Below are 23487 nucleotides of genomic sequence, written 5' to 3'. Positions count from 1 at the left end.
GCGCCGTTTGACCGGGTTACGGAGCCATCTTCCGCAAAAATCTTACGTGAGTCACGTAGTGAGTTGTTAAAGCCCCTTTTGTTTATTGCCGAATTTTGTCGCAGAAACAAAAAGAAAGGACTGAACATGAAAGTGATAACAATGGAAAGTTCCGCCTACAAGGAGATGATGGCGCAGATTGCGAACATCGCAGGGTACATCCGCGAGGCAAGGGACGAGAAGAAACGGAAGCGGGAAACCGAAGACAAGCTGCTTGACACGGCACAGGCGGCGAAGATGCTCAACGTGAGCAAGCGCACCATGCAGCGTATGCGCACCGACCACCGTATCGAGTATGTGGTGGTACGCGGAAGCTGCCGCTACCGCCTTTCCGAGATACTGCGGCTATTGGAGGACAACACAGTAAGGAACGAGGAAGGGACAATAGACACCCTGTTCCACAACCACACGCTGCGCACGGGCGGCAAACCAAAAGGAAGGAGGACATAGGTCATGGAACTGCTCACACGAAACAACTTCGAGGGCTGGATGCAGAAGCTGATGGAACGGCTCGACCGTCAGGACGAACTGCTGCTGGCGATGAAGGCTGAGGGGAAACAGCCCACTATCACGGAAAGCATCCGCCTTTTCGACAATCAGGATTTGTGCATGTTGCTCCAGATAAGCAAACGCACCCTCCAACGCTACCGCAGCGTAGGCGCATTGCCCTACAAGACGCTGGGCAAGAAGACCTATTACAGCGAGGAGGACGTGCTGACATTCCTTTCCAACCATATCAAGGACTTCAAAAAGGAAGATATAGCCTTCTACAAGGCTCGTATCCATAATTTCTTTCATAAATAACCCATTAAAACATTTTTCAGATGGCAAAGAAAAAAGACGAAAAGGACGTGCTGGTAGTCCGTGACGAGAAGACAGGCGAGATCAGCGTGGTAGCCGGGCTGAACGCGGACGGCACACCCAAGCGCACCCCCGCAAAAGCGGAGAACGCGCAGAGTTTCCTGCAATTCGACCGACATGGCGACGTGCTGGACAACTTCTTCAAGAACTTCTTCCGGCAGTGCAAGGAACCCAGCCGCTTCGGTTTCTACCGCATTGCGGCAGACCAAGCTGAAAATCTCTTAGAGGTGATGAAGCAACTGCTGAAAGACCCCGAAGCGAACAAGGAGCTGCTCGCCCCTCACAAGGTGGACACCTCCGACTATGAGAAGAAGGTGCAGGAAGAGATGGCAGCACAACAGACAGAGAAACAAGAACCTCAAAAACAGGAGAACATGGAACAACGGAAAGAACAGCAACAGGACAAATCCGAACAGATGCAGGGCAAACGTGGCTACCAGCCCATCGACGAGAGTAAAATCAACTGGCAGGAGCTGGAGGACAGATGGGGCGTAAAGCGGGACAACCTTGAAAAGTCCGGCGACCTTACGAAGATGCTCAACTATGGCAAGTCCGACTTGGTAAAGGTCAAACCGACCTTCGGCGGCGAATCATTCGAGCTGGACGCCCGCCTCTCCTTCAAGAAGGACGGTGAGGGAAACATCAGCCTCGTGCCGCACTTCATCCGCAAGGAGCAGAAGCTGGATGAGTACAAGGAACACAAATTCTCCGACAATGACCGGAAGAACCTCCGCGAAACGGGCAATCTCGGTAGGGTCGTGGACATTGTGGACAGGGAAACGGGCGAGATCATCCCCTCCTACATCAGCATCGACCGCAAGACGAATGAAATCACGGACATTCCGGCAAGCAGGGTGCGCATCCCGGAGCGCATCGGCAAGACGGAAATCACCACGCAGGAGCGGGACATGCTCCGCGCCGGACTGCCCGTACGCGACAAGCTCATCGAGCGCAACGACGGCAGAAAGTTCGTCACCACCCTGCAAGTGAACGTGGAGCAGCGCGGCGTGGAGTTCGTGCCGGGAACCGGCAAGTCGCCCCGTACCGCACAGACACAGGAAACCAAAGGCGACACATCGAAAAGTCAGGCGCAGGGCGGGGAAAATGCCGCACAGACCAAGAAGGAGCAACGCCGCAACACGTGGACGAACGAGGACGGCAGCATCCGCCCCATCAGCAAATGGAGCGGCGTGAGCTTCACCGACCAGCAGAAAGCCGACTATGTGGCGGGTAAAGCCGTGAAGCTGGAGAACGTGACCGACAAGCAGGGCTTCCATGCCACGATGTATATCAAGTTCAACCCGGAGAAGGGACGCCCGTACCGCTACGACACGAACCCTGACAATGCACAGCAGGTTGCTCCGTCCAACGAGAGCCGCACGCAGGTGGCGGTGAACAACGATGGCAAGACCAACGAGGCTACAAAGAATCTGAGAGAGCCGTTGCAGAAAGGTCAGACCAACCCGAAGGACGCCCGCCAGCAACAGCAGCAGGAGAAGCCGCAGAAGAAAACGGGCAAGGGCATGAAAATGTAATCCCGTGTCCGCCACTGAATCCAAAATAAAATCCAAAGTATCAACAAAAAAGAAGAAGACATGAAGACAATCATTGCAGAAAAGCCCTCCGTGGCACGTGAAATCGCCCGCATCGTGGGCGCGACAAAGAGAGAGGAAGGATATTTCGAGGGAGGCGGTTATGCCGTGACATGGGCATTCGGACACCTCGTTCAGCTTGCCATGCCCGACGGCTACGGCGTGCGCGGATTTGTCCGTGACAACCTCCCGATTATTCCCGACACATTCACGCTCGTCCCCCGTCAGGTCAGGACGGAGAAAGGTTACAAGCCCGACAGCGGCGTGGTGTCGCAGATAAAAGTCATCAAAAGACTGTTCGACACAAGCGAACATATCATCGTGGCGACCGATGCCGGACGCGAGGGAGAGCTTATCTTCCGCTACCTCTACCACTATACGGGTTGCACCACTCCTTTCGTGCGCCTGTGGATCAGCTCTCTCACCGACAAAGCTATCCGCGAGGGACTGCGGAAACTCGAAGACGGCAGCAAATACGACAACCTCTACCTCGCCGCCAAAGCGCGGAGCGAATCCGACTGGCTCGTGGGCATCAACGGCACACAGGCGTTATCCATCGCCGCCGGACACGGCACGTATTCCGTGGGGCGGGTGCAGACACCAACGTTGGCTATGGTATGTGAACGCTACTGGGAGAACCGCCGCTTTACGTCCGAAGCATTCTGGCAGCTCCATATCGCAACGGACGGTTGCGACGGCGAAGTCGTGAAATTCTCATCCTCCGAGAAATGGAAAGAGAAAGAACCGGCGATGGAACTATATAATAAGGTAAAGGCGGCAGGTTGCGCCACTGTCACGAAAGCCGAGCGCAAGGAGAAGACGGAGGAAACTCCCTTGCTCTACGACCTGACCACGCTCCAGAAAGAAGCCAACGCCAAGCACGGCTTCACGGCGGAACAGACGCTTGAAATCGCGCAGAAACTCTACGAAAAGAAGTTGATAACCTATCCGAGAACGGGAAGCCGCTACATCCCCGAAGACGTGTTTGCCGAAATTCCCAAACTGCTCGCTTTCATCGGCACACAGCCCGAATGGAAAGACAAGGTGCGGGCAAAAGCCGCCCCGACACGCCGCAGCGTGGACGACGGCAAGGTGACAGACCACCATGCCCTGCTCGTCACGGGTGAGAAACCGCTCTTCCTCTCCAAAGAGGACAATACCATCTATCAGATGATTGCCGGGCGCATGGTCGAGGCATTCTCTGAGAAATGCGTCAAGGATGTGACCACTGTCACGGCGGAATGTGCCGGAGTGGAGTTTACCGTAAAAGGCAGCGTCGTGAAGCAAACCGGATGGCGTGCCGTCTATGGCGAGGAAAAAGAGGAAATTACCATCCCCGGCTGGCAGGAAGGCGACACGCTGACACCGAAAGGCTCGTCCATTACCGAAGGAAAGACCAAACCCAAGCCGCTGCATACCGAAGCCACCCTGCTCTCGGCAATGGAAACGGCGGGCAAGGAAATTGAGGACGACGCACTGCGGCAGGCGATGAAGGACTGTGGCATCGGTACTCCCGCCACACGCGCCTCCATCATCGAAACGCTTTTCAAGCGCGGTTACATGGAACGCTGCAAGAAGTCGCTTGTTCCCACCGAAAAAGGACTTGCCCTCAATTCCGTCGTCAAGACGATGCGCATCGCCGATGTTGCCATGACGGGCGAATGGGAAAAGGAGCTGGCGCGTATCGAGCGCGGGGAACTGTCCGACGACACCTTCCGCAAGGAGATAGAGGCGTACACACGTGAGATAACCTCCGAACTGATCTCGTGCGACAAGCTCTTCGGCAGCCGTGACTCCGGCTGCGCGTGTCCCAAGTGTGGCACGGGCAGGATGCGGTTCTACGGCAAGGTGGTACGCTGCGACAACACGGAGTGCGGACTGCCCGTGTTCCGGCTGAAAGCGGGACGCACCCTGTCCGACGATGAAATCAAAGACCTGCTCACCGAAGGGCATACCAAGCTGCTCAAAGGGTTCAAGAGCAAACAGGGCAAGAGTTTCGATGCTGTTGTCGCCTTTGACGGGGAATATAACACGACTTTTGTGTTCCCGGAGGCTAAAAAGGACAAGAAATTTTCAGGACGGAAGAAATAGTATTAACTTTGCCACTTGTTCAGAGTAATGAATTGTTCTTCGATACCGGATTACACTCATACTTTGGATTTAGTGGTGGCACTCGGAGGGATACCGAGTGCCTTTTTCTTCCTTTTTCCAACCGATTATCCCGTTAATTATCAATCCGCTAAATCCAAAGTAATGAACAACAAGAAGAAAAACGAGGGTCAGACCGACTTTTCCTATTACGGTCTGTACCTGCTGGACTATCTCCGCACGAACAAGTTTGAACAGGCTGACGACACCGCTTTCATACGGGAACGGGCCGACCGTGCCGCCGAAACGTATGAGAGGGCACGGCTTGAAGGCTATCCCGCCGATGGTGCGCAGGAACTGGCGATGGACACGCTGCTGCGCGGGCTGCATTATTCCCGTTACGCCATCCTCCGCGAAGTCGTGGAAAACGAGTTTGCCGATGAAGTGCCGGAAGAGAAGCGTGAAGCCTTTGTCCTGAAACTGCTGCCGCTTGTCGGCAACGTGTTCTCCGTCTATGACCTCTCGGATGACAATTTCGCCCTGTCTTCCGATTACGACCTGCTCTACACGGAGCTGACGGGAGCAACCGTCCTTTACTTAGACGAATATGGCGTTTAACCGCAAACAGAAACTGCGGGACAACATCGAGGCGATACGGACGGCATTCATCCTTGACAGGGAAAATAGGACAGCGACAACCGAAGAGCGTGCCATACTTCAAAGGTACTGCGGTTTCGGCGGTCTGAAATGTATCCTCAACCCTGCAAAGGAACTGACGGATGCCGTCCGGTGGGCGAAATCCGACCTCGAACTGTTCGCCCCGACGGTGGAGCTGCACAGGCTTATCCGTGAGAACAGCAAGGACGAAACAGAGTACAAGCGGTTTGTGGATTCGCTGAAAGCGTCCGTGCTGACCGCTTTCTACACCCCCAAAGAGATAACCGACACCATCGCGGACGTGCTGGCAGATTACAGCGTCCGCCCCGCCCGTATGCTCGAACCGTCGGCAGGTGTCGGCGTGTTCGTGGATTCCATGCTGCGGCACAGCCCCAATGCGGATGTGATGGCTTTCGAGAAGGATCTGCTCACGGGTACAATCTTGAGGCATCTCTATCCCGACCAGAAAATGCGCACCTGCGGTTTTGAGAAAATCGAAAGACCGTTCAACAATTATTTCGACTTGGCGGTGTCCAACATTCCGTTCGGTGACATTGCCGTGTTCGACGCGGAGTTTCAGCGGAGCGACTCTTTCGGCAGACGCTCCGCCCAGAAAACCATCCACAACTATTTCTTTCTCAAAGGACTGGATGCCGTGCGTGACGGCGGTATCGTGGCGTTCATCACCTCGCAAGGGGTATTGAATAGCACCAAGACCTCCGTGCGTAACGAGCTGTTCAGTCAGGCCAATCTGGTATCCGCGATACGCCTGCCCAACAACCTGTTCACGGACAACGCGGGCACGGAGGTGGGCAGTGACCTGATTGTCCTGCAAAAGAACCTCAGCAAGAAGGAAATGTCGCAGGACGAGCGGCTGATGACCGTGATACAGACGGACACGAAAACCGCCCTGACCGACAACGCCTATTTCATCCACCACCCGGAACGCATCGTGCATACGATGGCGAAACTTGACACAGACCCCTACGGGAAGCCCGCTATGGTTTATCTGCACGAGGGCAAGGCAGCAGGCATCGCCGGGGATTTGCGCCGTATGCTCGACGAGGATTTCCATTACAGGCTTGCCATGCGCTTGTATTCGGGTTCAATCCGGCAGGCAGGAACGGAAGAAAAAGTTGCCGTTCAAAATAAAGTAGAGCGTCCTGCCATAAAATTGGAAACAGTATCCTCGGCGCAGACGGTGGAAACTCCGACAGAAAAGCCGCAACCCGCAGATGAAAAGCCGGAGATAGAACCGCGCCCGCAATATTCCGCAGGCGTGCAGCTCACCCTGCTTGACCTCTGGGGGATGACGGAAGAGGTCAGCCAACCGAAAACCTCCAAAAAGAAAAAGACGGTGAAAAAGGCAGTTACGGCAAAGTCCACTCCGCCCAAACCGAAAGTCACGGTTACACCGACAGCTCCAACTGCAAAACCCGCAATGGAGAATAAGGAGGTGAAAGCGGAGAACACCGCCAAGCCTGCCGACCCGGACGACATCTATGCCACACTGGACTGGGATACCAATCCTCCCATCAACGGTTTCTATGAAATGATGATGGGTTTGACGCCGGAGCGTAGGAAAGAACTTCGGGAACTGGCAAGGCAGCATAACGAGAAACAAGTGGCGGAAAAGACGGAAGTGAAAGCCGTGCCGGAAACTTCCCGTGAGCAGCCACGACAGGAGGAAACACAGCCGGAGGCAGTCGCCGCACCTGCCGTTACAGATACCCCATCGGAAGCGGTGGGGACTTTCCTTTTCCCCGACATCGAAGCGGAAAAGCCGAAGGAGGAAGTCGTGGACCTTTCTCCGCGTGCCTACCACCGCACGCCGGAGATGCACCTGCGCGAAGGGTCGCTGGTGGCTGACCGGGGGCGTCATAACATCGGCTACCTGAAAGACATCACGCCATACGGGGCGACATTCCAGCCGCTCGACCTGAAAGGATACCAGAAGGAAAAGGCGTTGTTGTATGTGTCGCTGCGTGACGCCTACGAGCGTCTGTACCGTTATGAATCGCTCCGGCGCGAGGCAAATGTTCCGTGGCGAGAGCATCTGAATACCTGTTACGATGAGTTTGTCATGCGCTACGGCAACCTCAACGCCAAGCAGAACGTGAAGTTAGTGATGATGGATGCGGGCGGGCGCGACATCCTTTCGCTGGAACGGATGGAAAACGGAAAGTTCGTCAAGGCGGACATCTTCGAGCATCCTGTTTCCTTCGCGGTGGAGAGCCATGCCAACGTAGGCTCTCCCGAAGAAGCCCTGTCTGCGTCGCTCAACAAATATGGTACGGTCAATCTCGACTATATGCGGGAGATAACCGACAGCACGGCGGAGGATTTGCTCACTGCCCTGCAAGGGCGCATCTACTACAATCCGCTCGTGACCGGTTACGAAATCAAAGACCGTTTCATCGCCGGAAATGTCATAGAGAAAGCGGAACGCATAGAGGCATGGATGGGTGACAATCCCGAAAATGAGCGTATGCCGGAGGTGAAGCAGGCGTTGGAGGCTCTGAAAGATGCCGAGCCGCAGCGCATCGCCTTCGAGGATCTGGACTTCAATTTCGGGGAACGCTGGATTCCGACGGGTGTCTATGCCGCCTACATGAGCCGGCTGTTCGACACGGAGGTGAAAATCGCCTATTCCGCAAGCATGGACGAGTTTTCGGTGGTGTGCGGCTACCGCACCATGAAAATCACGGACGAGTTTCTGGTGAAGGGGTATTACCGGAACTATGACGGTATGCACCTCCTAAAACACGCCCTGCACAACACCTGCCCTGACATGATGAAGTCCATCGGCAAGGACGAGCATGGCAACGACATCAAGATGCGCGACAGCGAGGGAATACAACTCGCCAACGCCAAGATTGACGAGATACGAAACGGCTTCTCCGAATGGCTCGAAGAGCAGTCGCCGCAGTTCAAGGAGCGGCTTGTGACGATGTATAACCGCAAGTTCAACTGTTTCGTGCGCCCGCGCTACGACGGCTCCCATCAGACCTTTCCCGACCTCAACCTGAAAGGGCTGGCAAGCCGGGGTATCAAGAGCGTCTATCCCTCACAGATGGATTGCGTCTGGATGTTGAAACAGAACGGCGGCGGAATTTGCGACCACGAGGTGGGAACCGGTAAGACGCTGATAATGTGCATCGCCGCGCATGAGATGAAGCGTCTGAATTTGGCACACAAGCCGATGATTATCGGGCTGAAAGCCAACGTTGCGGAGATTGCAGCCACCTATCAGGCGGCATATCCCAACGCACGTATTCTGTACGCTTCGGAGAAGGACTTTTCGACCGCCAACCGTGTGCGCTTCTTCAATAATATAAAGAACAACGACTACGATTGCGTCATCATGTCGCACGACCAGTTCGGCAAGATACCGCAGTCGCCGGAATTGCAGCAGCGCATCCTGCAAGCAGAGCTTGACACGGTGGAGGAAAACCTCGAAGTGCTACGGCAGCAGGGAAAGAACGTGTCGCGGGCGATGCTGAAAGGATTGGAGAAGCGCAAGCACAACCTTGAAGCGAAGCTGGAGAAGGTGGAACACGCCATAAAGTCACGCACGGACGACGTGGTGGATTTCAAGCAGATGGGCATCGACCACATCTTCATAGATGAGAGCCACCAGTTCAAGAATCTGACTTTCAACACGCGCCACGACCGTGTGGCGGGATTGGGAAACAGCGAGGGAAGCCAGAAGGCACTTAACATGCTCTTTGCCATACGCACCATACAGGAGCGCACAGGAAAAGACTTGGGTGCGACCTTCCTCTCCGGCACGACTATCAGCAACTCACTGACTGAATTGTACCTGCTGTTCAAGTACCTGCGCCCGAAGGAGCTGGAACGGCAGGACATAAGGTGTTTCGACGCTTGGGCGGCGATATTTGCCAAGAAGACGACGGATTTTGAATTTAACGTGACGAACAATGTGGTCCAGAAGGAGCGTTTCCGCTACTTCATCAAAGTGCCGGAGCTTGCCGCCTTCTATAATGAAATCACGGACTACCGCACGGCGGAGGATGTGGGCGTTGACCGTCCTGCCAAGAACGAGATACTGCACCATATACCGCCCACGCCGGAACAGGAGGACTTCATACAGAAACTGATGCAGTTCGCCAAGACGGGCGATGCCACCTTGTTGGGCAGGCTGCCGCTTTCGGAAACGGAAGAAAAGGCGAAGATGCTCATCGCCACGGACTATGCCCGGAAAATGGCACTCGACATGCGCATGATAGACCCGAATTACGAAGATCATCCCGACAACAAAGCGAGTCACTGTGCCAAGATGATCGCGGAGTATTATCAAAAATACGACGCCCAGAAAGGCACGCAGTTCGTTTTCTCTGATTTGGGGACATACCAGCCGGGCGACGGGTGGAACGTCTATTCGGAAATCAAGCGCAAACTGACGGAGGACTACGGTATACCGCCAAGCGAGGTGCGCTTCATTCAGGAGTGCAAGACCGACAAGGCGCGGAAGGCGGTGATAGACGCCATGAACGCCGGGACGGTGCGTGTGCTGTTCGGCTCTACCTCTATGCTCGGAACGGGTGTGAACGCCCAGAAACGGTGTGTGGCTATCCATCATCTCGATACGCCGTGGCGACCGTCCGACTTGCAACAGCGTGACGGACGCGGAGTTAGGGCAGGTAATGAGATTGCCAAACATTTCGCCGGGAACAACGTGGATGTAATCATCTACGCGGTGGAGAAGTCACTGGACAGCTACAAGTTCAACCTCCTGCACTGCAAGCAGACTTTCATAAGCCAGCTCAAAAGCGGTGCGATGGGTGCGCGTACCATCGACGAGGGGGCAATGGACGAAAAATCGGGCATGAATTTCTCGGAATACATGGCGTTGCTCTCCGGCAATACCGACCTGTTGGACAAGGCGAAACTGGAAAAGCGGATCGCATCGCTCGAAGGGGAACGCAAGTCGTTCAACAAGGGCAAGCGTGATTCGGAGTTCAAGCTGGAGTCAAAGACCGGCGAGTTGCGCAACAACACGGCTTTCATAGATGCCATGACGGAGGACTGGAACCGCTTCCTGTCGGTGGTGCAGACCGACAAGGAGGGCAACCGCCTTAATATAATAAAGGTGGACGGAGTGGATTCCGCCGATGAGAAGGTCATCGGAAAGCGTTTGCAGGAGATAGCCAAGAATGCCACGACCGGAGGGTTGTACACGCAGGTCGGTGAACTTTACGGTTTTCCGATAAAGGTGGTGAGCGAAAGGATACTCAAAGAGGGATTGGAGTTCACCGACAACCGCTTCGTGGTCGAGGGGAACTACAAGTACACCTACAACAACGGGCATCTGGCGATGGCTGACCCGTTGGCCGCCGCCCGCAACTTCCTCAACGCGATGGAGAGGATACCCTCCATCATCGACCAGTACAAGGCGAAGAACGAGGTGCTGGAGATGGAGATACCGCAGTTACAGGAGATAGCGGGTAAGGTGTGGAAGAAGGAGGACGAGCTGAAGCAGTTGAAGTCCGAACTTGCCGCCCTTGACCGAAAAATTCAGCTGGAGCTTGCGCCACCCACGCCCGAAGTCGCAGAAAAGGAGAATGAAGGGCAACAGCTCAAGCCGGAAGCGGAAGATGTGAGGAACAGGCAGGCGCAATATCCCGAAAATGCACCGCCGCAGATACGCAGTCCGGCGGATAGTATCGTTGCCAACCATGTCATAATCGGGCGTCCGGGACTGTATGCCAAGGAGGAAACCCGGTCCAAAGGATTGAAAATATAACCTAAGGAATTTTATCTGAAGTATTAATAAGGGCTATCCCAAAAGGTCTAAAAGTAAATTTTATCCTTTCTGCAAGTATCTATAGGATGGCAACTGCATTTTTTTCTTTTTGGGCAGCCCTTATTAAAATTTATTCTTATTTTAGGTTATATACATTCATGTCCATTTATGTAAAAAATTCCTGCTGACCTTGTTTATGTCTTGTCAGTCACCATTTGCAAAACCATATTTGACCCTCAAAGAGGCTGAATTTGATAAGTAACTTGCTACATACTCATAATAAGGAGCTAAATAGAACACGAATGGGAAATACACAAATGCTAAACTAAAGAAGATATTGGCCAAAATAAACGCTATACCGAGAGAGAAACTTGATTTTTCAACTTCCTAAAACGGTGTTGTTCAAACATTTCTACTTATTTGTACTTGCCAGTTGAACCTACGCTTCCCTAATAAAATGTCTATGGTAAAAAGTTAAAAAATCCTCCCACTTTTGTTAGATATATTTTTTTGTGTAATTTTGTAATCGTTATGCGGCAGTAATAATATACATATTAATACGAGTTAGTAATCCTGTAGTTCTCATATGCTACGAGGAGGTATTAAAAGGTGCGTTTCGACAATGCATCTACTGTAGTATATTATTGCTTAATCCAAATGAATATTATAAATTTAGGAATTCTTGCTCACATTGATGCAGGAAAAACTTCCGTAACCGAGAATCTGCTGTTTGCCAGTGGAGCAACGGAAAAGTGCGGCCGTGTGGATAATGGTGACACCATAACGGACTCTATGGATATAGAGAAACGTAGAGGAATTACTGTCCGGGCTTCTACGACATCTATTATCTGGAATGGAGTGAAATGCAATATCATTGACACTCCGGGACACATGGATTTTATTGCGGAAGTGGAGCGGACATTCAAAATGCTTGATGGAGCAGTCCTCATCTTATCCGCAAAGGAAGGCATACAAGCGCAGACAAAGTTGCTGTTCAGTACTTTACAAAAGCTGCAAATCCCGACAATTATATTTATCAATAAGATTGACCGTGCCGGTGTGAATTTGGAGCGTTTGTATATGGATATAAAAACAAATCTGTCGCAAGATGTCCTGTTTATGCAAACTGTTGTCGATGGATCGGTTTATCCGGTTTGCTCCCAAACATATATAAAGGAAGAATACAAAGAATTTGTATGCAACCATGACGACGATATATTAGAACGATATTTGGCGGATAGCGAAATTTCACCGGCTGATTATTGGAATACGATAATCGCTCTTGTGGCAAAAGCCAAAGTCTATCCGGTGCTACATGGATCAGCAATGTTCAATATCGGTATCAATGAGTTGTTGGACGCCATTTCTTCTTTTATACTTCCTCCGGCATCAGTCTCAAACAGACTTTCAGCTTATCTCTATAAGATAGAGCATGACCCCAAAGGGCATAAAAGAAGTTTTCTTAAAATAATTGACGGAAGTCTGAGACTTCGAGACGTTGTAAGAATCAACGATTCGGAAAAATTCATCAAGATTAAAAATCTAAAGACTATTTATCAGGGCAGAGAGATAAATGTTGATGAAGTGGGTGCCAATGATATCGCGATTGTAGAAGATATAGAAGATTTTCGAATCGGAGATTATTTAGGTGCTAAACCTTGTTTGATTCAAGGATTATCTCATCAGCATCCCGCTCTCAAATCCTCCGTCCGGCCAAATAAGCCCGAAGAGAGAAGCAAGGTGATATCCGCTCTGAATACATTGTGGATTGAAGACCCGTCTTTGTCCTTTTCCATAAACTCATATAGTGATGAATTGGAAATCTCGTTATATGGTTTGACCCAAAAGGAAATCATACAGACATTGCTGGAAGAACGATTTTCCGTAAAGGTCCATTTTGATGAGATCAAGACTATCTACAAAGAACGACCTATAAAAAAGGTCAATAAGATTATTCAGATCGAAGTACCACCCAACCCTTACTGGGCCACAATAGGGCTGACTCTTGAACCCTTACCGTTAGGGGCAGGGTTGCAAATCGAAAGTGACATCTCCTATGGTTATCTGAACCATTCTTTTCAAAATGCCGTTTTTGAAGGGATTCGTATGTCTTGCCAATCTGGTTTACATGGATGGGAAGTGACAGATCTGAAAGTAACTTTTACTCAAGCCGAGTATTATAGCCCGGTAAGTACACCTGCTGATTTCAGACAGCTGACCCCTTATGTCTTCAGGCTGGCTTTGCAACAGTCAGGTGTGGACATTCTCGAACCGATGCTCTGTTTTGAGTTGCAGATACCCCAAGTAGCGAGTTCCAAAGCTATTACAGATTTGCAAAAACTGATGTCTGAGATTGAAGACATCAGTTGTAATAATGAGTGGTGTCATATTAAAGGGAAAGTTCCATTAAATACAAGTAAAGACTATGCCTCAGAAGTAAGTTCGTACACTAAGGGCTTAGGCATTTTTATGGTTAAGCCATGTGGGTATCAAATAACAAAAGACGGTTATTCTGATAATATCCGCATGAACGAAAAAGATAAACTTTTATTCATGTTCCAAAAATCAATGTCATTAAAATAATGGAGCGGTCAGGAAATTTCTATAAGGCAATACGGTTGGGATATATACTTATCTCCATTCTTATCGGATGTATGGCATATAATAGCCTCTATGAATGGCAGGAGATAGAAGCATTAGAACTTGGCAATAAAAAAATAGACGAGCTCCGAAAAGAAATAAACAATATCAATATTCAAATGATAAAATTTTCTCTATTGGGTGAAACAATACTGGAATGGAACGATAAAGATATCGAGCATTACCATGCACGGCGTATGGCAATGGACAGTATGCTCTGCCGTTTCAAGGCCACCTATCCAGCAGAGCGCATCGATAGTGTGCGCAGTCTTTTAGAGGATAAGGAACGACAGATGTTCCAGATAGTCCGGTTAATGGATGAACAACAATCTATTAACAAGAAGATAGCCAATCAAATTCCGGTTATTGTACAGAAAAGTGTGCAGGAACAGTCCAAAAAGCCAAAACGAAAAGGTTTCTTAGGCATATTCGGCAAAAAAAAGGAAGTAACTCCAGCAGTATCAACCACTATCCTTCATTCGGTCAATAGAAACGTAATCAGCGAACAGAAAGTGCAGGATCGCCAATTGTCGGAACAAGCCGACAGCCTTGCAGCTCGTAATGCAGAACTTAACAGACAACTGCAAGAATTGATTTGCCAAATAGAAGAAAAGGTACAAACCGAACTGCAAAGCCGGGAAAACGAAATAGTTGCCATGCGTGAAAAGTCATTTATGCAAGTAGGCGGTTTAATGGGATTCGTTCTTCTATTGTTGTTAATTTCCTACATCATCATACATCGTGATGCAAAAAGCATTAAACAATACAAGCACAAGACAACTGATTTGATAAGGCAACTGGAACAATCCGTACAACGGAACGAGGCACTGATAACGTCAAGGAAGAAGGCGGTACATACTATCACCCATGAACTGCGCACACCGCTGACAGCAATAACAGGCTATGCCGGACTGATACGGAAAGAACAGTGTGAGGATAAGTCCGGGCAGTATATCCAAAACATACTGCAATCCTCCGACCGTATGCGGGATATGCTTAACACTTTGCTTGACTTCTTCCGCCTGGACAACGGCAAGGAACAGCCCCGTCTGTCACCCTGCCGGATTTCAGCAATCACGCACACACTTGAAACGGAGTTCATGCCTGTTGCCGTGAACAAAGGGCTGTCCTTGTCCGTGAAGACTGGACACGATGCCATTGTATTGACCGACAAAGAGCGAATAATACAAATCGGGAATAACCTGCTGTCAAACGCTGTCAAGTTCACAGAAGAAGGCGGTGTTTCTTTGATTACTGAATATGATAATGGAGTTCTGACACTGGTCGTTGAAGATACAGGTACAGGCATGACAGAAGAGGAACAGAAACAAGCGTTCGGTGCGTTTGAACGTCTATCAAATGCCGCCGCAAAGGAGGGTTTCGGGCTTGGGCTTGCCATAATGCGTAATATTGTGTCGATGCTTGGCGGAACAATCCGTTTAGACAGCAAGAAAGGGAAAGGCAGTCGTTTCACAGTTGAAATTTCTATGCAGGAAGCTGAAGAACAGCTTGGATATACAAGCAATACACCTGTTTATCATAACAATAAATTCCATGATGTTGTCGCCATTGACAATGATGAGGTATTACTTCTGATGCTGAAAGAGATGTATTCCCAAGAAGGAATACACTGCGACACTTGCACCGATGCTGCGGCACTGATGGAAATGATACGCCAGAAAGAATACAGCCTGTTGCTGACAGACTTGAATATGCCCGATATAAACGGTTTCGAATTGCTGGAACTGTTGCGTTCGTCCAACGTGGGCAATTCACCAACAATCCCGGTGGTTGTGGCAACCGCTTCGGGCAGTTGTAACAAAGGGGAACTATTGGCAAAAGGCTTTGCCGGATGCCTGTTCAAACCGTTCTCCATATCGGAACTGATGGAGGTTTCCGACAGGTGTGCCATAAAAGCGACACCGGACGGGAAACCGGACTTTTCCGCCTTATTGTCCTATGGCAATGAAGCCGTCATGCTGGAAAAGTTGATAACTGAAACAGAAAAGGAAATGCAGGCGGTACGGGATGCAGCAAAAGAAAAAGACCTGCAAAAGCTGGATTCCCTGATCCACCACCTGCGCAGTTCGTGGGAGGTGCTCCGTGCCGACCAACCGCTGAATGTACTTTACGGATTGCTTCGTGGCGATGCTCTCCCGGATGGTGAAGCGTTAAGCCATGCCGTGACTGCCGTGCTGGATAAGGGAGTGGAAATAATACGGTTGGCAGAAGAGGAAAGGAGAAAATACGAAGATGAATAAGACAAAAATAATTGTGGTGGAAGACAACATCGTGTATTGCGAATATGTCTGCAATATGCTGTCACGGGAGGGCTACCGCAATATGAAGGCTTACCACCTCTCAACCGCGAAGAAACATCTGCAACAGGCAACAGATAATGATATCGTGGTTGCCGACCTGCGTCTGCCTGACGGCAGTGGCATAGACCTTTTGTGCTGGATGCGAAAGGAGGGAAAGATGCAGCCCTTCATCATTATGACCGACTACGCCGAAGTTAATACCGCCGTGGAAAGCATGAAACTCGGCTCGATAGACTATATTCCCAAACAGCTTGTGGAGGATAAACTTGTCCCCCTGATCCGTTCCATACTGAAAGAACGTCAGGCAGGACAACGCCGTATGCCTATATTCGCCCGTGAAGGTTCCGCCTTTCAGAAAATCATGCACCGCATAAGGCTGGTAGCCGCCACCGATATGAGCGTGATGATATTTGGTGAGAACGGCACGGGCAAGGAGCATATTGCCCACCTGTTGCATGACAAGAGCAAACGTGCAGGCAAGCCATTTGTGGCGGTGGACTGCGGTTCACTCTCCAAAGAGCTTGCACCGTCGGCTTTCTTCGGACACGTCAAAGGTGCATTTACAGGTGCGGACAATGCCAAGAAAGGATATTTCCATGAGGCGGAAGGCGGCACGTTGTTTCTGGACGAGGTAGGAAACCTCGCGTTGGAAACCCAACAGATGTTGCTCCGTGCCATACAGGAGAGGCGGTATCGCCCGGTCGGAGACAAGGCAGACCGGAATTTCAATGTCCGCATCATCGCTGCTACCAATGAAGATTTGGAGGTATCGGTGAATGAAAAGCGTTTTCGGCAGGATCTTCTGTACCGCCTGCACGACTTCGGGATAACCGTTCCTCCGTTGCGTGACTGTCAAGAAGACATTATGCCGCTGGCAGAGTTCTTCCGTGATATGGCAAACAGAGAGCTGGAGTGTAGCGTGAGCGGGTTCAGTTCCGAAGCACGTAAAGCGTTGCTGACACACGCATGGCCGGGCAACGTGCGGGAACTTCGGCAGAAAGTTATGGGTGCTGTATTGCAGGCGCAGGAAGGTGTTGTCATGAAAGAGCATCTGGAACTTGCCGTGACGAAACCGACCTCTACTGTCAGCTTCGCCTTGCGCAATGACGCGGAGGATAAGGAGCGGATATTGCGTGCGTTGAAACAGGCAAACGGCAACCGGAGTGTCGCCGCAGAACTGCTCGGCATAGGCAGGACAACACTATACAGCAAACTTGAAGAGTATGGACTTAAATATAAATTCAAGCAATCATAGCCCGTAATTCACTGAATTTGGCTATCTTTGCATAACATTTGAGAAAAACGGCGATTGGCAGGAGCTTTTCGCCGCCAACATATAGGATAAGACCGCAAGGCGTTTCAAGCGAAAATCTGGTAAATTGGAACTACGGAGACGATTGCGTGATGCTTATGCTATGCTTACGCATAGCGTGCATTCACGTACTCTCCGTAAAGGCTTTACCAGAGCCATCGCTTGAAGGTAGTGTGAATTGCACGCTACTTTTTTACCCTTGCCTAACGAAAGGAAACGATTATGGGTAAAGTTCAGATTCTCGCCGTACTGACGATGGACGGATGTCTTTCTTCAGAGTTATATGATAAAGCACATCAGGATTTGTGCCTTGACCGTTGCGGTCTTGATGAAATCAGGAAGAAAGCCTTTTACCGTGTGACACCGGACTATTCCATTTCAATGCTGCACGAATGGAGAAAAGACTGCACAAACATCCGTTACCTCGCGGAAGCCACACCGGACACGGCAGACTATATAAACGGACTGCTGCGGATGCACGCTGTGGATGAAATCATACTATACACCGTTCCTTTCATATCCGGAAGCGGACGACATTTTTTTAAGTCGGCTCTGCCAGAGCAACACTGGACGCTTTCCTCTTTGAAAAGCTATCCCAACGGTGTATGTCGCATTATCTATATCCTTGATAAAAAAGCAAGATAGCCAAAATGTGCGGCAAGCATACATTTCTATTTTCAGGAATAGAATAAATGTTCCGATTACAAACAATTTAAGTCGGAGATAATTTGTCCTTGTGAAAAAATACTGAATTTTATACCTCTGAAATCCAGCACTTTGTAAAATTGAGTGTTGGATTTTTTATTTTCTGCCGCGTTTTTTGCCAATTATATTCATGTGCGCACGCAGAAAACAAAGTGTAATTTTCAAAATTGACAGAACCATGAATTATTTCTTGCTGGCGGAAACCGACTTTTTCCGCCTGATAAACGAAGCCGGCGACTGCAATATGGAAACGGCATACACGGCTTTCGCCACCCAAGTGATCGAACTGTGCAACGGCGGCATGGACATGAACCTTACCGTCATCGCGCTTGCCTACATCGAAATCGAGTTGCAGCACCATCCCGTACGTAATCTGTCAGAAGAAAAAAGAGAGATTGCCGCCTACGTCAGCAAGGCTCTGTCTTTCGTAAGAAAGATGCAGAAATTCCTTGCCACGCCCCAAGTGCCACCACTAATATCCGCCAACAACGCAACAGAAACCACCGCCAGCCTTCTTCAATGGACGGGCAATGCCATCGACCTCGTGGAACTTATCTACGGCATAGACGTGATGGGCTGCATCAACAACGGCAATATGCCGCTCAAACAGCTCGCCCCACTTCTCTATAAGATATTCGGGGTTGATTCTAAAGACTGCTACCGCTTCTACACTGATATCAAACGCCGGAAGAACGAAAGCCGCACCTATTTCATTGACAGGATGCAGGAAAAACTGAACGAGAGAATGTTGCGTGATGAGGAGTTGGAGCGGATGAGAAAATAAAAAAATATCCATTACATATGAGAAGACAGGAATACTCGTATCCTGTCTTTTTATTTTCATTTAATTATATATTAATTAGCACAATATATGTGAGTTTTTCATTCCTATAAGGACAAATTTCAGAAACGTATGTCTGGTAAATTATTGAGTCATCATAGTATGAACATATATCATTACTAAAAACAATGAAACAACTTCCATAAGATTGTGGTTGTAAAAATCGCCATTTAATAGCCCGTTTTTTTTGTAAAATTCGCCAATTAAAAAAATATGATTATCTTTGCATTATATTTTATAAGGTATGGAAACAGTAAATAGAATACTTCAAGAGAAGATTACAGCACGAATCGCGCCCAATAAAGCAGTACTGATTTTTGGTGCTCGCCGTGTTGGTAAAACGGTAATGATGCGTAAAATTGTGGACAACTATTCAGGTAGGACGATGATGCTCAACGGCGAAGACTACGACACATTAGCACTATTGGAGAATCGCTCAATAGCCAATTATCGGCATTTATTGGATGGTATTGATTTGCTGGCTATTGATGAGGCACAGAACATACCACAAATCGGTAGTATTCTGAAGTTGATAGTTGATGAAATACCGGGAATAAGTGTCTTGGCAAGTGGTTCTTCGTCATTCGATTTGCTGAATAAGACTGGTGAACCGTTGGTCGGCCGCAGTACGCAATTTCTCCTTACACCATTCTCGCAACGGGAAATCGCACAGACGGAAACGGCACTTGAAACCCGCCAGAACCTCGAAGCGCGCTTGATTTACGGTTCCTATCCCGAAGTAGTAATGATGGAGAACTATGAACGTAAAACAGACTACCTACGTGATATTGTCGGTGCATACCTGCTTAAAGATATCTTAGCAATTGACGGCTTAAAAAATTCGAGCAAGATGCGCGATCTACTGCGATTGATAGCTTTTCAGTTGGGCAGCGAAGTTTCTTACGAAGAGTTAGGTAAACAACTCGGCATGAGCAAGACGACCGTTGAAAAATACCTCGACCTATTGGAAAAGGTCTTCGTTATCTATCGTCTGGGGGCTTATTCGCGTAACCTACGCAAGGAGGTTACAAAAGCTGGCAAGTGGTACTTCTACGACAACGGCATTCGCAATGCCATTATCGGGGCTTTCTCACCGCTGGCCATTCGGCAGGATGTCGGTGCGCTGTGGGAGAACTACATCATCGGAGAGCGGCGCAAAGCGAACTTCAATGAGGGACTGCACAGGGAGTTCTATTTCTGGCGCACCTACGACAAACAGGAAATCGACCTGATTGAGGAGAGTGCCGACAGTCTTACCGCCTTGGAGTTCAAGTGGGGAAATAAAATGCCGGCCGCACCGAAAGCCTTCCAAGAAGCCTATCCCTATGCCGAGTTTCATGTGGTAAATCGGGAGAATTATTTGGAGTTCGTATAATCAATAAATTACGTATATGGAAACAAAACTACAATCCAAACAGCAATATCCGCGGTTTATCCAAAATAAACCGTGTGGTATTGACAAATTCGATGGAGGTTCGCAAGAAAGGTTGGCAAAAACTATTGCTCGCCATTTTTGTCAGAATGATTCATTGGATGAGGAATGTACTTTACCTCGAATTATCGGCATCGAAGGTATTTGGGGATCTGGAAAATCCAACGTGGTTAAAATGTTGGAACGTGAATTATCAGACGACTATTACTTTTTTGAGTATGACGCATGGGGACATCAAGAGGACTTGCAACGCCGCTCTATATTGGAATTGCTTACAAGCAAACTTATTGATGATGGTATCCTATCTGGAAATGCAACAATAAAAGTCAAAGGTGGAGGTACGAAAACCGTATCATGGTCTGAAAAGCTGAAATATTTATTAGCCCGTAAAACGGAGACCGTAACCGAAAAATATCCCCTTATCAGTAATGGTATGGTTGCGGCATTTTTGGTTGCAGTTTTAACTCCGATATTTACATTTATTGCGTATGCAGTAAAACCTACACCCACAACATGGTGGTTTTCTTTATTGTCTATTATCATAGCTGCACTGCCAGTTCTTATTGCATTGTGCGTTTGGAAATGGGCATATAGCAAAGATCATAAATATGGATGGAGTTATATGTTAGCTATTTATCAAGATAAAGTCGAAAAGGACGTTTGCTATGAGACTTTGAGCGAAGACGAACCAACGGTTTACGAGTTCAAAACATGGATGCAAGACATTTCTGATTTTATCAAGGAAAAAGGACAACGTAAATTAGTCCTTGTTTTTGACAACATGGATCGTCTCCCCGCTGAAAAAGTAAAAGAATTATGGTCTTCTATCCATACGTTCTTCGCCGATAGCGGTTTTGAAAATGTTTGGGCTGTTATTCCTTTCGATGAAACACATTTAGCTTGTGCATTCGGAGATGAGACCGACGAACAAACGAAACAACTGACCAAGTATTTTATCAATAAAACTTTCCCTATTGTTTATCGTGTTGCTCCTCCTGTTATTACCGACTATCGAAGTATATTCAACAAACTGTTTGTTGAAGCATTTGGAGAAACAGAAAATGAAGCGAAAGAAACTATAAATCGGATATTCAGATTGGTAAATCCTAATGCCAATGTTAGGGAAATTATATCATATATCAATGAGATGGTCGCTCTTAAACAAGAGTGGTGTAACGAAATTTTGATGATAAACATAGCATTGTTCTGTTTGAAGAAGACGGATATTCTGGCAAATCCAGTAGAACAAATATTGTCCGGCGACTATCTGAATGGCATTCAAACAATAATTAACAATGATCTGCAAACACAACGCGAAATTGCAGCTTTGGTATATGGTGTCGATGTTGAAGATGCTCGACAAATTCCATTGAAAAAATATATTGAAGGCTGCATCAACGGAGAAGAAGACCACGACATAAATCAATATGCAGAGACTAATAAACAATTTGACACTGTATTAGAAGAAGTTATACAATGTATGGACAATGCGCTTATCGATAAGATTATACATTGTTTGCATAAATTAACTCGAAAGAGCGATGTTATTCTGCGTGTATGGCAAAGAATAGCACAATTGAAATTAAAAGAATCCATAGAGAAGCAGGTGTTCCCTGTCGAATACCAAGAACTGCTGTTGCATTTAGACACGGAAAGCCAAAACCATGTGATTGCTCAATTATATAAGAAGATAGTTCGGTTCAATGACTTCAATGGCGGCGACTATTTCAAAACGTTAGATGCAATAGACAGGTTTATTGCGCAAAATAAGTTGGCGTGCGATTTTACGTCATTGATTGAAGCAAAAACAGTCAAGCCAAATACATTTATCGATTATATTCAAGCTGCAAATGCAACAGATGCTGCCTATCGGGATAACGCGACAACTAAAGCATATAAATATTATCAAGTAGCAACAAATTCGGAGGCGCTCGATAATTATTTGGCAAACTTACTACCCGATAATTTCGACCATGCAGATATTGTAAAAACGTTAAAAGATAATTCTACCTATACGTTTCCAACGCTTTTGCAAGCGATCACGAATTGCATTGATGAACAGAATGTAAATAAAGATAATATAGGGGCTATATTTACAACCTATCGTTTATTGGCATCTGACGAAGAAAGACCTTTACCTGTAACGTTAGATTCAACCTACATAAATCAGTTGCATTCTGAATTAGAAACTGATGGCCGAAACATTAAAGAGTCTGGATATTACGATTTAGTCGCCATGCAATTGGCACATGGTCATTCCGTTTCCTTAATAGAGGGTGGAGATATAAAATATGTTGCAGAACTCATGGACTATTATGTGGATCATGGAGACTTATTAGTAAATAGTGTGGGATGGAATATACCGCTATTAAATGAAACACTACAATACATGGTAAATCATAAACTTGGCTATAAATTATTGTTCTCAGACATATTGCCCCAATTTGAAGATATTAAGAACAGAATAGGTGTAACGGATGAGGTATTTATCGAGCATTTAGCAGAGTGGAATACCGATTTGGATAAGTATATCACTAAGAACAATATTAAAGATGTAATTCCTGACGCATCTTTTTACGATTTGACCACTAAAATAAGCAATGTCCTGACCGATCATATCAATAAAATAGCGTTCGAAGCGTTGTCTGAAATAAGTGTTGATACATTATACGCCCAAAGAACAGCACATACATCATATTATTGGTTTGTCGCAATAAAACATTTACTGGCTAAAATCAAATCCTTGCCAGATAACTTGACTGAATTTGGCAAAAAGATTCTGATGGATATTGCTTCTGGAACTCAAAGTTTGAATCCTTTCCCTAATTGTTTCAAGAATATAGTTGAAAGATTGGATAAACGAAAAATTAAATCGACAGTTACCGATATAAGAAATGATTTCTGCATCGGTAAAAAGACTATCAATGCAATAAAGTTTCAATTTTTCGAAACATGGCTTAGATCGCATGGTAATTTGAAAAGTCAAGCTGGAGACGTTATTGATAAAATAGTGAAACCTGTAATTTCCGATGGGGCATGCCGTTCATTGATTCTGCAAAACAAAGATTTTTATATGGATTTAATAAATACAGCAGGGGATGATGCTTATGAATTGAAAAAGAGTCTCCGAAACCTCATACAAAAAGATTCAGATCCGCAATTGGTTAAATTTGTCAATTCGATAGATTCAGTACCTGAGGTTGAAACCGCGTAAGTATTTGTCTAACAAGTC

The 23487-nt window shown here is 47.8% G+C and carries 13 protein-coding genes; all 13 read left to right on the top strand.

Annotated features, from left to right (window positions below; translation table 11 throughout):
* Nucleotides 1-63: 63 nt before the first annotated feature.
* The 13 genes from M1P97_RS07825 (at nucleotide 64) to M1P97_RS07765 (ending at nucleotide 23469) form a co-directional block, all read left to right on the top strand.
* A complete protein-coding gene (locus tag M1P97_RS07825) occupies nucleotides 64-489 on the top strand; it encodes a helix-turn-helix domain-containing protein (protein ID WP_004291432.1) in 426 nt (141 codons plus the stop codon).
* 3 nt (nucleotides 490-492) lie between these two features.
* Nucleotides 493-843, top strand: coding sequence for a helix-turn-helix domain-containing protein (locus M1P97_RS07820; protein WP_004291454.1), 351 nt, complete (start codon nucleotides 493-495; stop codon nucleotides 841-843).
* A 20-nt stretch (nucleotides 844-863) separates the two neighbouring features.
* The gene (locus tag M1P97_RS07815; RefSeq protein WP_004291455.1) at nucleotides 864-2435 is read left to right on the top strand and encodes a DUF3945 domain-containing protein; all 1572 of its coding nucleotides are present in this window, start codon (nucleotides 864-866) and stop codon (nucleotides 2433-2435) included.
* A gap of 60 nt (nucleotides 2436-2495) precedes the next feature.
* A complete protein-coding gene (topB, locus tag M1P97_RS07810) occupies nucleotides 2496-4583 on the top strand; it encodes a type IA DNA topoisomerase (RefSeq protein ID WP_004291456.1) in 2088 nt (695 codons plus the stop codon).
* 27 nt (nucleotides 4584-4610) lie between these two features.
* Nucleotides 4611-5198, top strand: a complete 588-nt coding sequence (locus M1P97_RS07805; RefSeq protein WP_004291461.1) for a DUF1896 domain-containing protein — start codon at nucleotides 4611-4613, stop codon at nucleotides 5196-5198.
* The gene (locus tag M1P97_RS07800) at nucleotides 5188-11004 is read left to right on the top strand and encodes an N-6 DNA methylase (protein WP_004291462.1); all 5817 of its coding nucleotides are present in this window, start codon (nucleotides 5188-5190) and stop codon (nucleotides 11002-11004) included. The genes M1P97_RS07805 and M1P97_RS07800 overlap by 11 nt, the downstream gene beginning before the upstream one ends.
* A 657-nt stretch (nucleotides 11005-11661) precedes the next feature.
* Nucleotides 11662-13587: a tetracycline resistance ribosomal protection protein Tet(Q) gene (tet(Q), locus tag M1P97_RS07795; RefSeq protein WP_004291466.1), complete on the top strand. Its 1926-nt coding sequence runs from the start codon at nucleotides 11662-11664 to the stop codon at nucleotides 13585-13587.
* Nucleotides 13587-15905 (top strand): hybrid sensor histidine kinase/response regulator, encoded by a 2319-nt coding sequence (locus M1P97_RS07790; RefSeq protein WP_004291467.1) that lies wholly within the window; start codon nucleotides 13587-13589, stop codon nucleotides 15903-15905. The genes tet(Q) and M1P97_RS07790 overlap by 1 nt, the downstream gene beginning before the upstream one ends.
* Nucleotides 15898-17220 carry a sigma-54-dependent transcriptional regulator gene (locus tag M1P97_RS07785; RefSeq protein ID WP_004291471.1) on the top strand — a complete coding sequence of 441 codons (1323 nt, stop codon included), beginning with the start codon at nucleotides 15898-15900 and terminating at the stop codon, nucleotides 17218-17220. The genes M1P97_RS07790 and M1P97_RS07785 overlap by 8 nt, the downstream gene beginning before the upstream one ends.
* A gap of 279 nt (nucleotides 17221-17499) precedes the next feature.
* On the top strand, nucleotides 17500-17922 hold the full coding sequence (locus M1P97_RS07780; RefSeq protein WP_004291474.1) for a dihydrofolate reductase family protein: 423 nt from the start codon (nucleotides 17500-17502) through the stop codon (nucleotides 17920-17922).
* A 238-nt stretch (nucleotides 17923-18160) separates the two neighbouring features.
* On the top strand, nucleotides 18161-18766 hold the full coding sequence (locus M1P97_RS07775; RefSeq protein ID WP_004304269.1) for an RteC domain-containing protein: 606 nt from the start codon (nucleotides 18161-18163) through the stop codon (nucleotides 18764-18766).
* Nucleotides 18767-19067: 301 nt separating this feature from the next.
* A complete protein-coding gene (locus tag M1P97_RS07770; RefSeq protein ID WP_004291480.1) occupies nucleotides 19068-20198 on the top strand; it encodes an ATP-binding protein in 1131 nt (376 codons plus the stop codon).
* Nucleotides 20199-20214: 16 nt separating this feature from the next.
* A complete protein-coding gene (locus M1P97_RS07765) occupies nucleotides 20215-23469 on the top strand; it encodes a P-loop NTPase fold protein (RefSeq protein WP_249388755.1) in 3255 nt (1084 codons plus the stop codon).
* Nucleotides 23470-23487 lie beyond the last annotated feature (18 nt).

Origin of the sequence: Parabacteroides leei (assembly GCF_023369805.1) — a bacterium.
In the GTDB taxonomy this organism is placed as follows: Bacteria; Bacteroidota; Bacteroidia; order Bacteroidales; family Tannerellaceae; genus Parabacteroides; species Parabacteroides leei.
The sequence above is the reverse complement of the archived record's forward strand: the minus strand, read 5'-3'. Positions and strand labels throughout refer to the sequence as shown.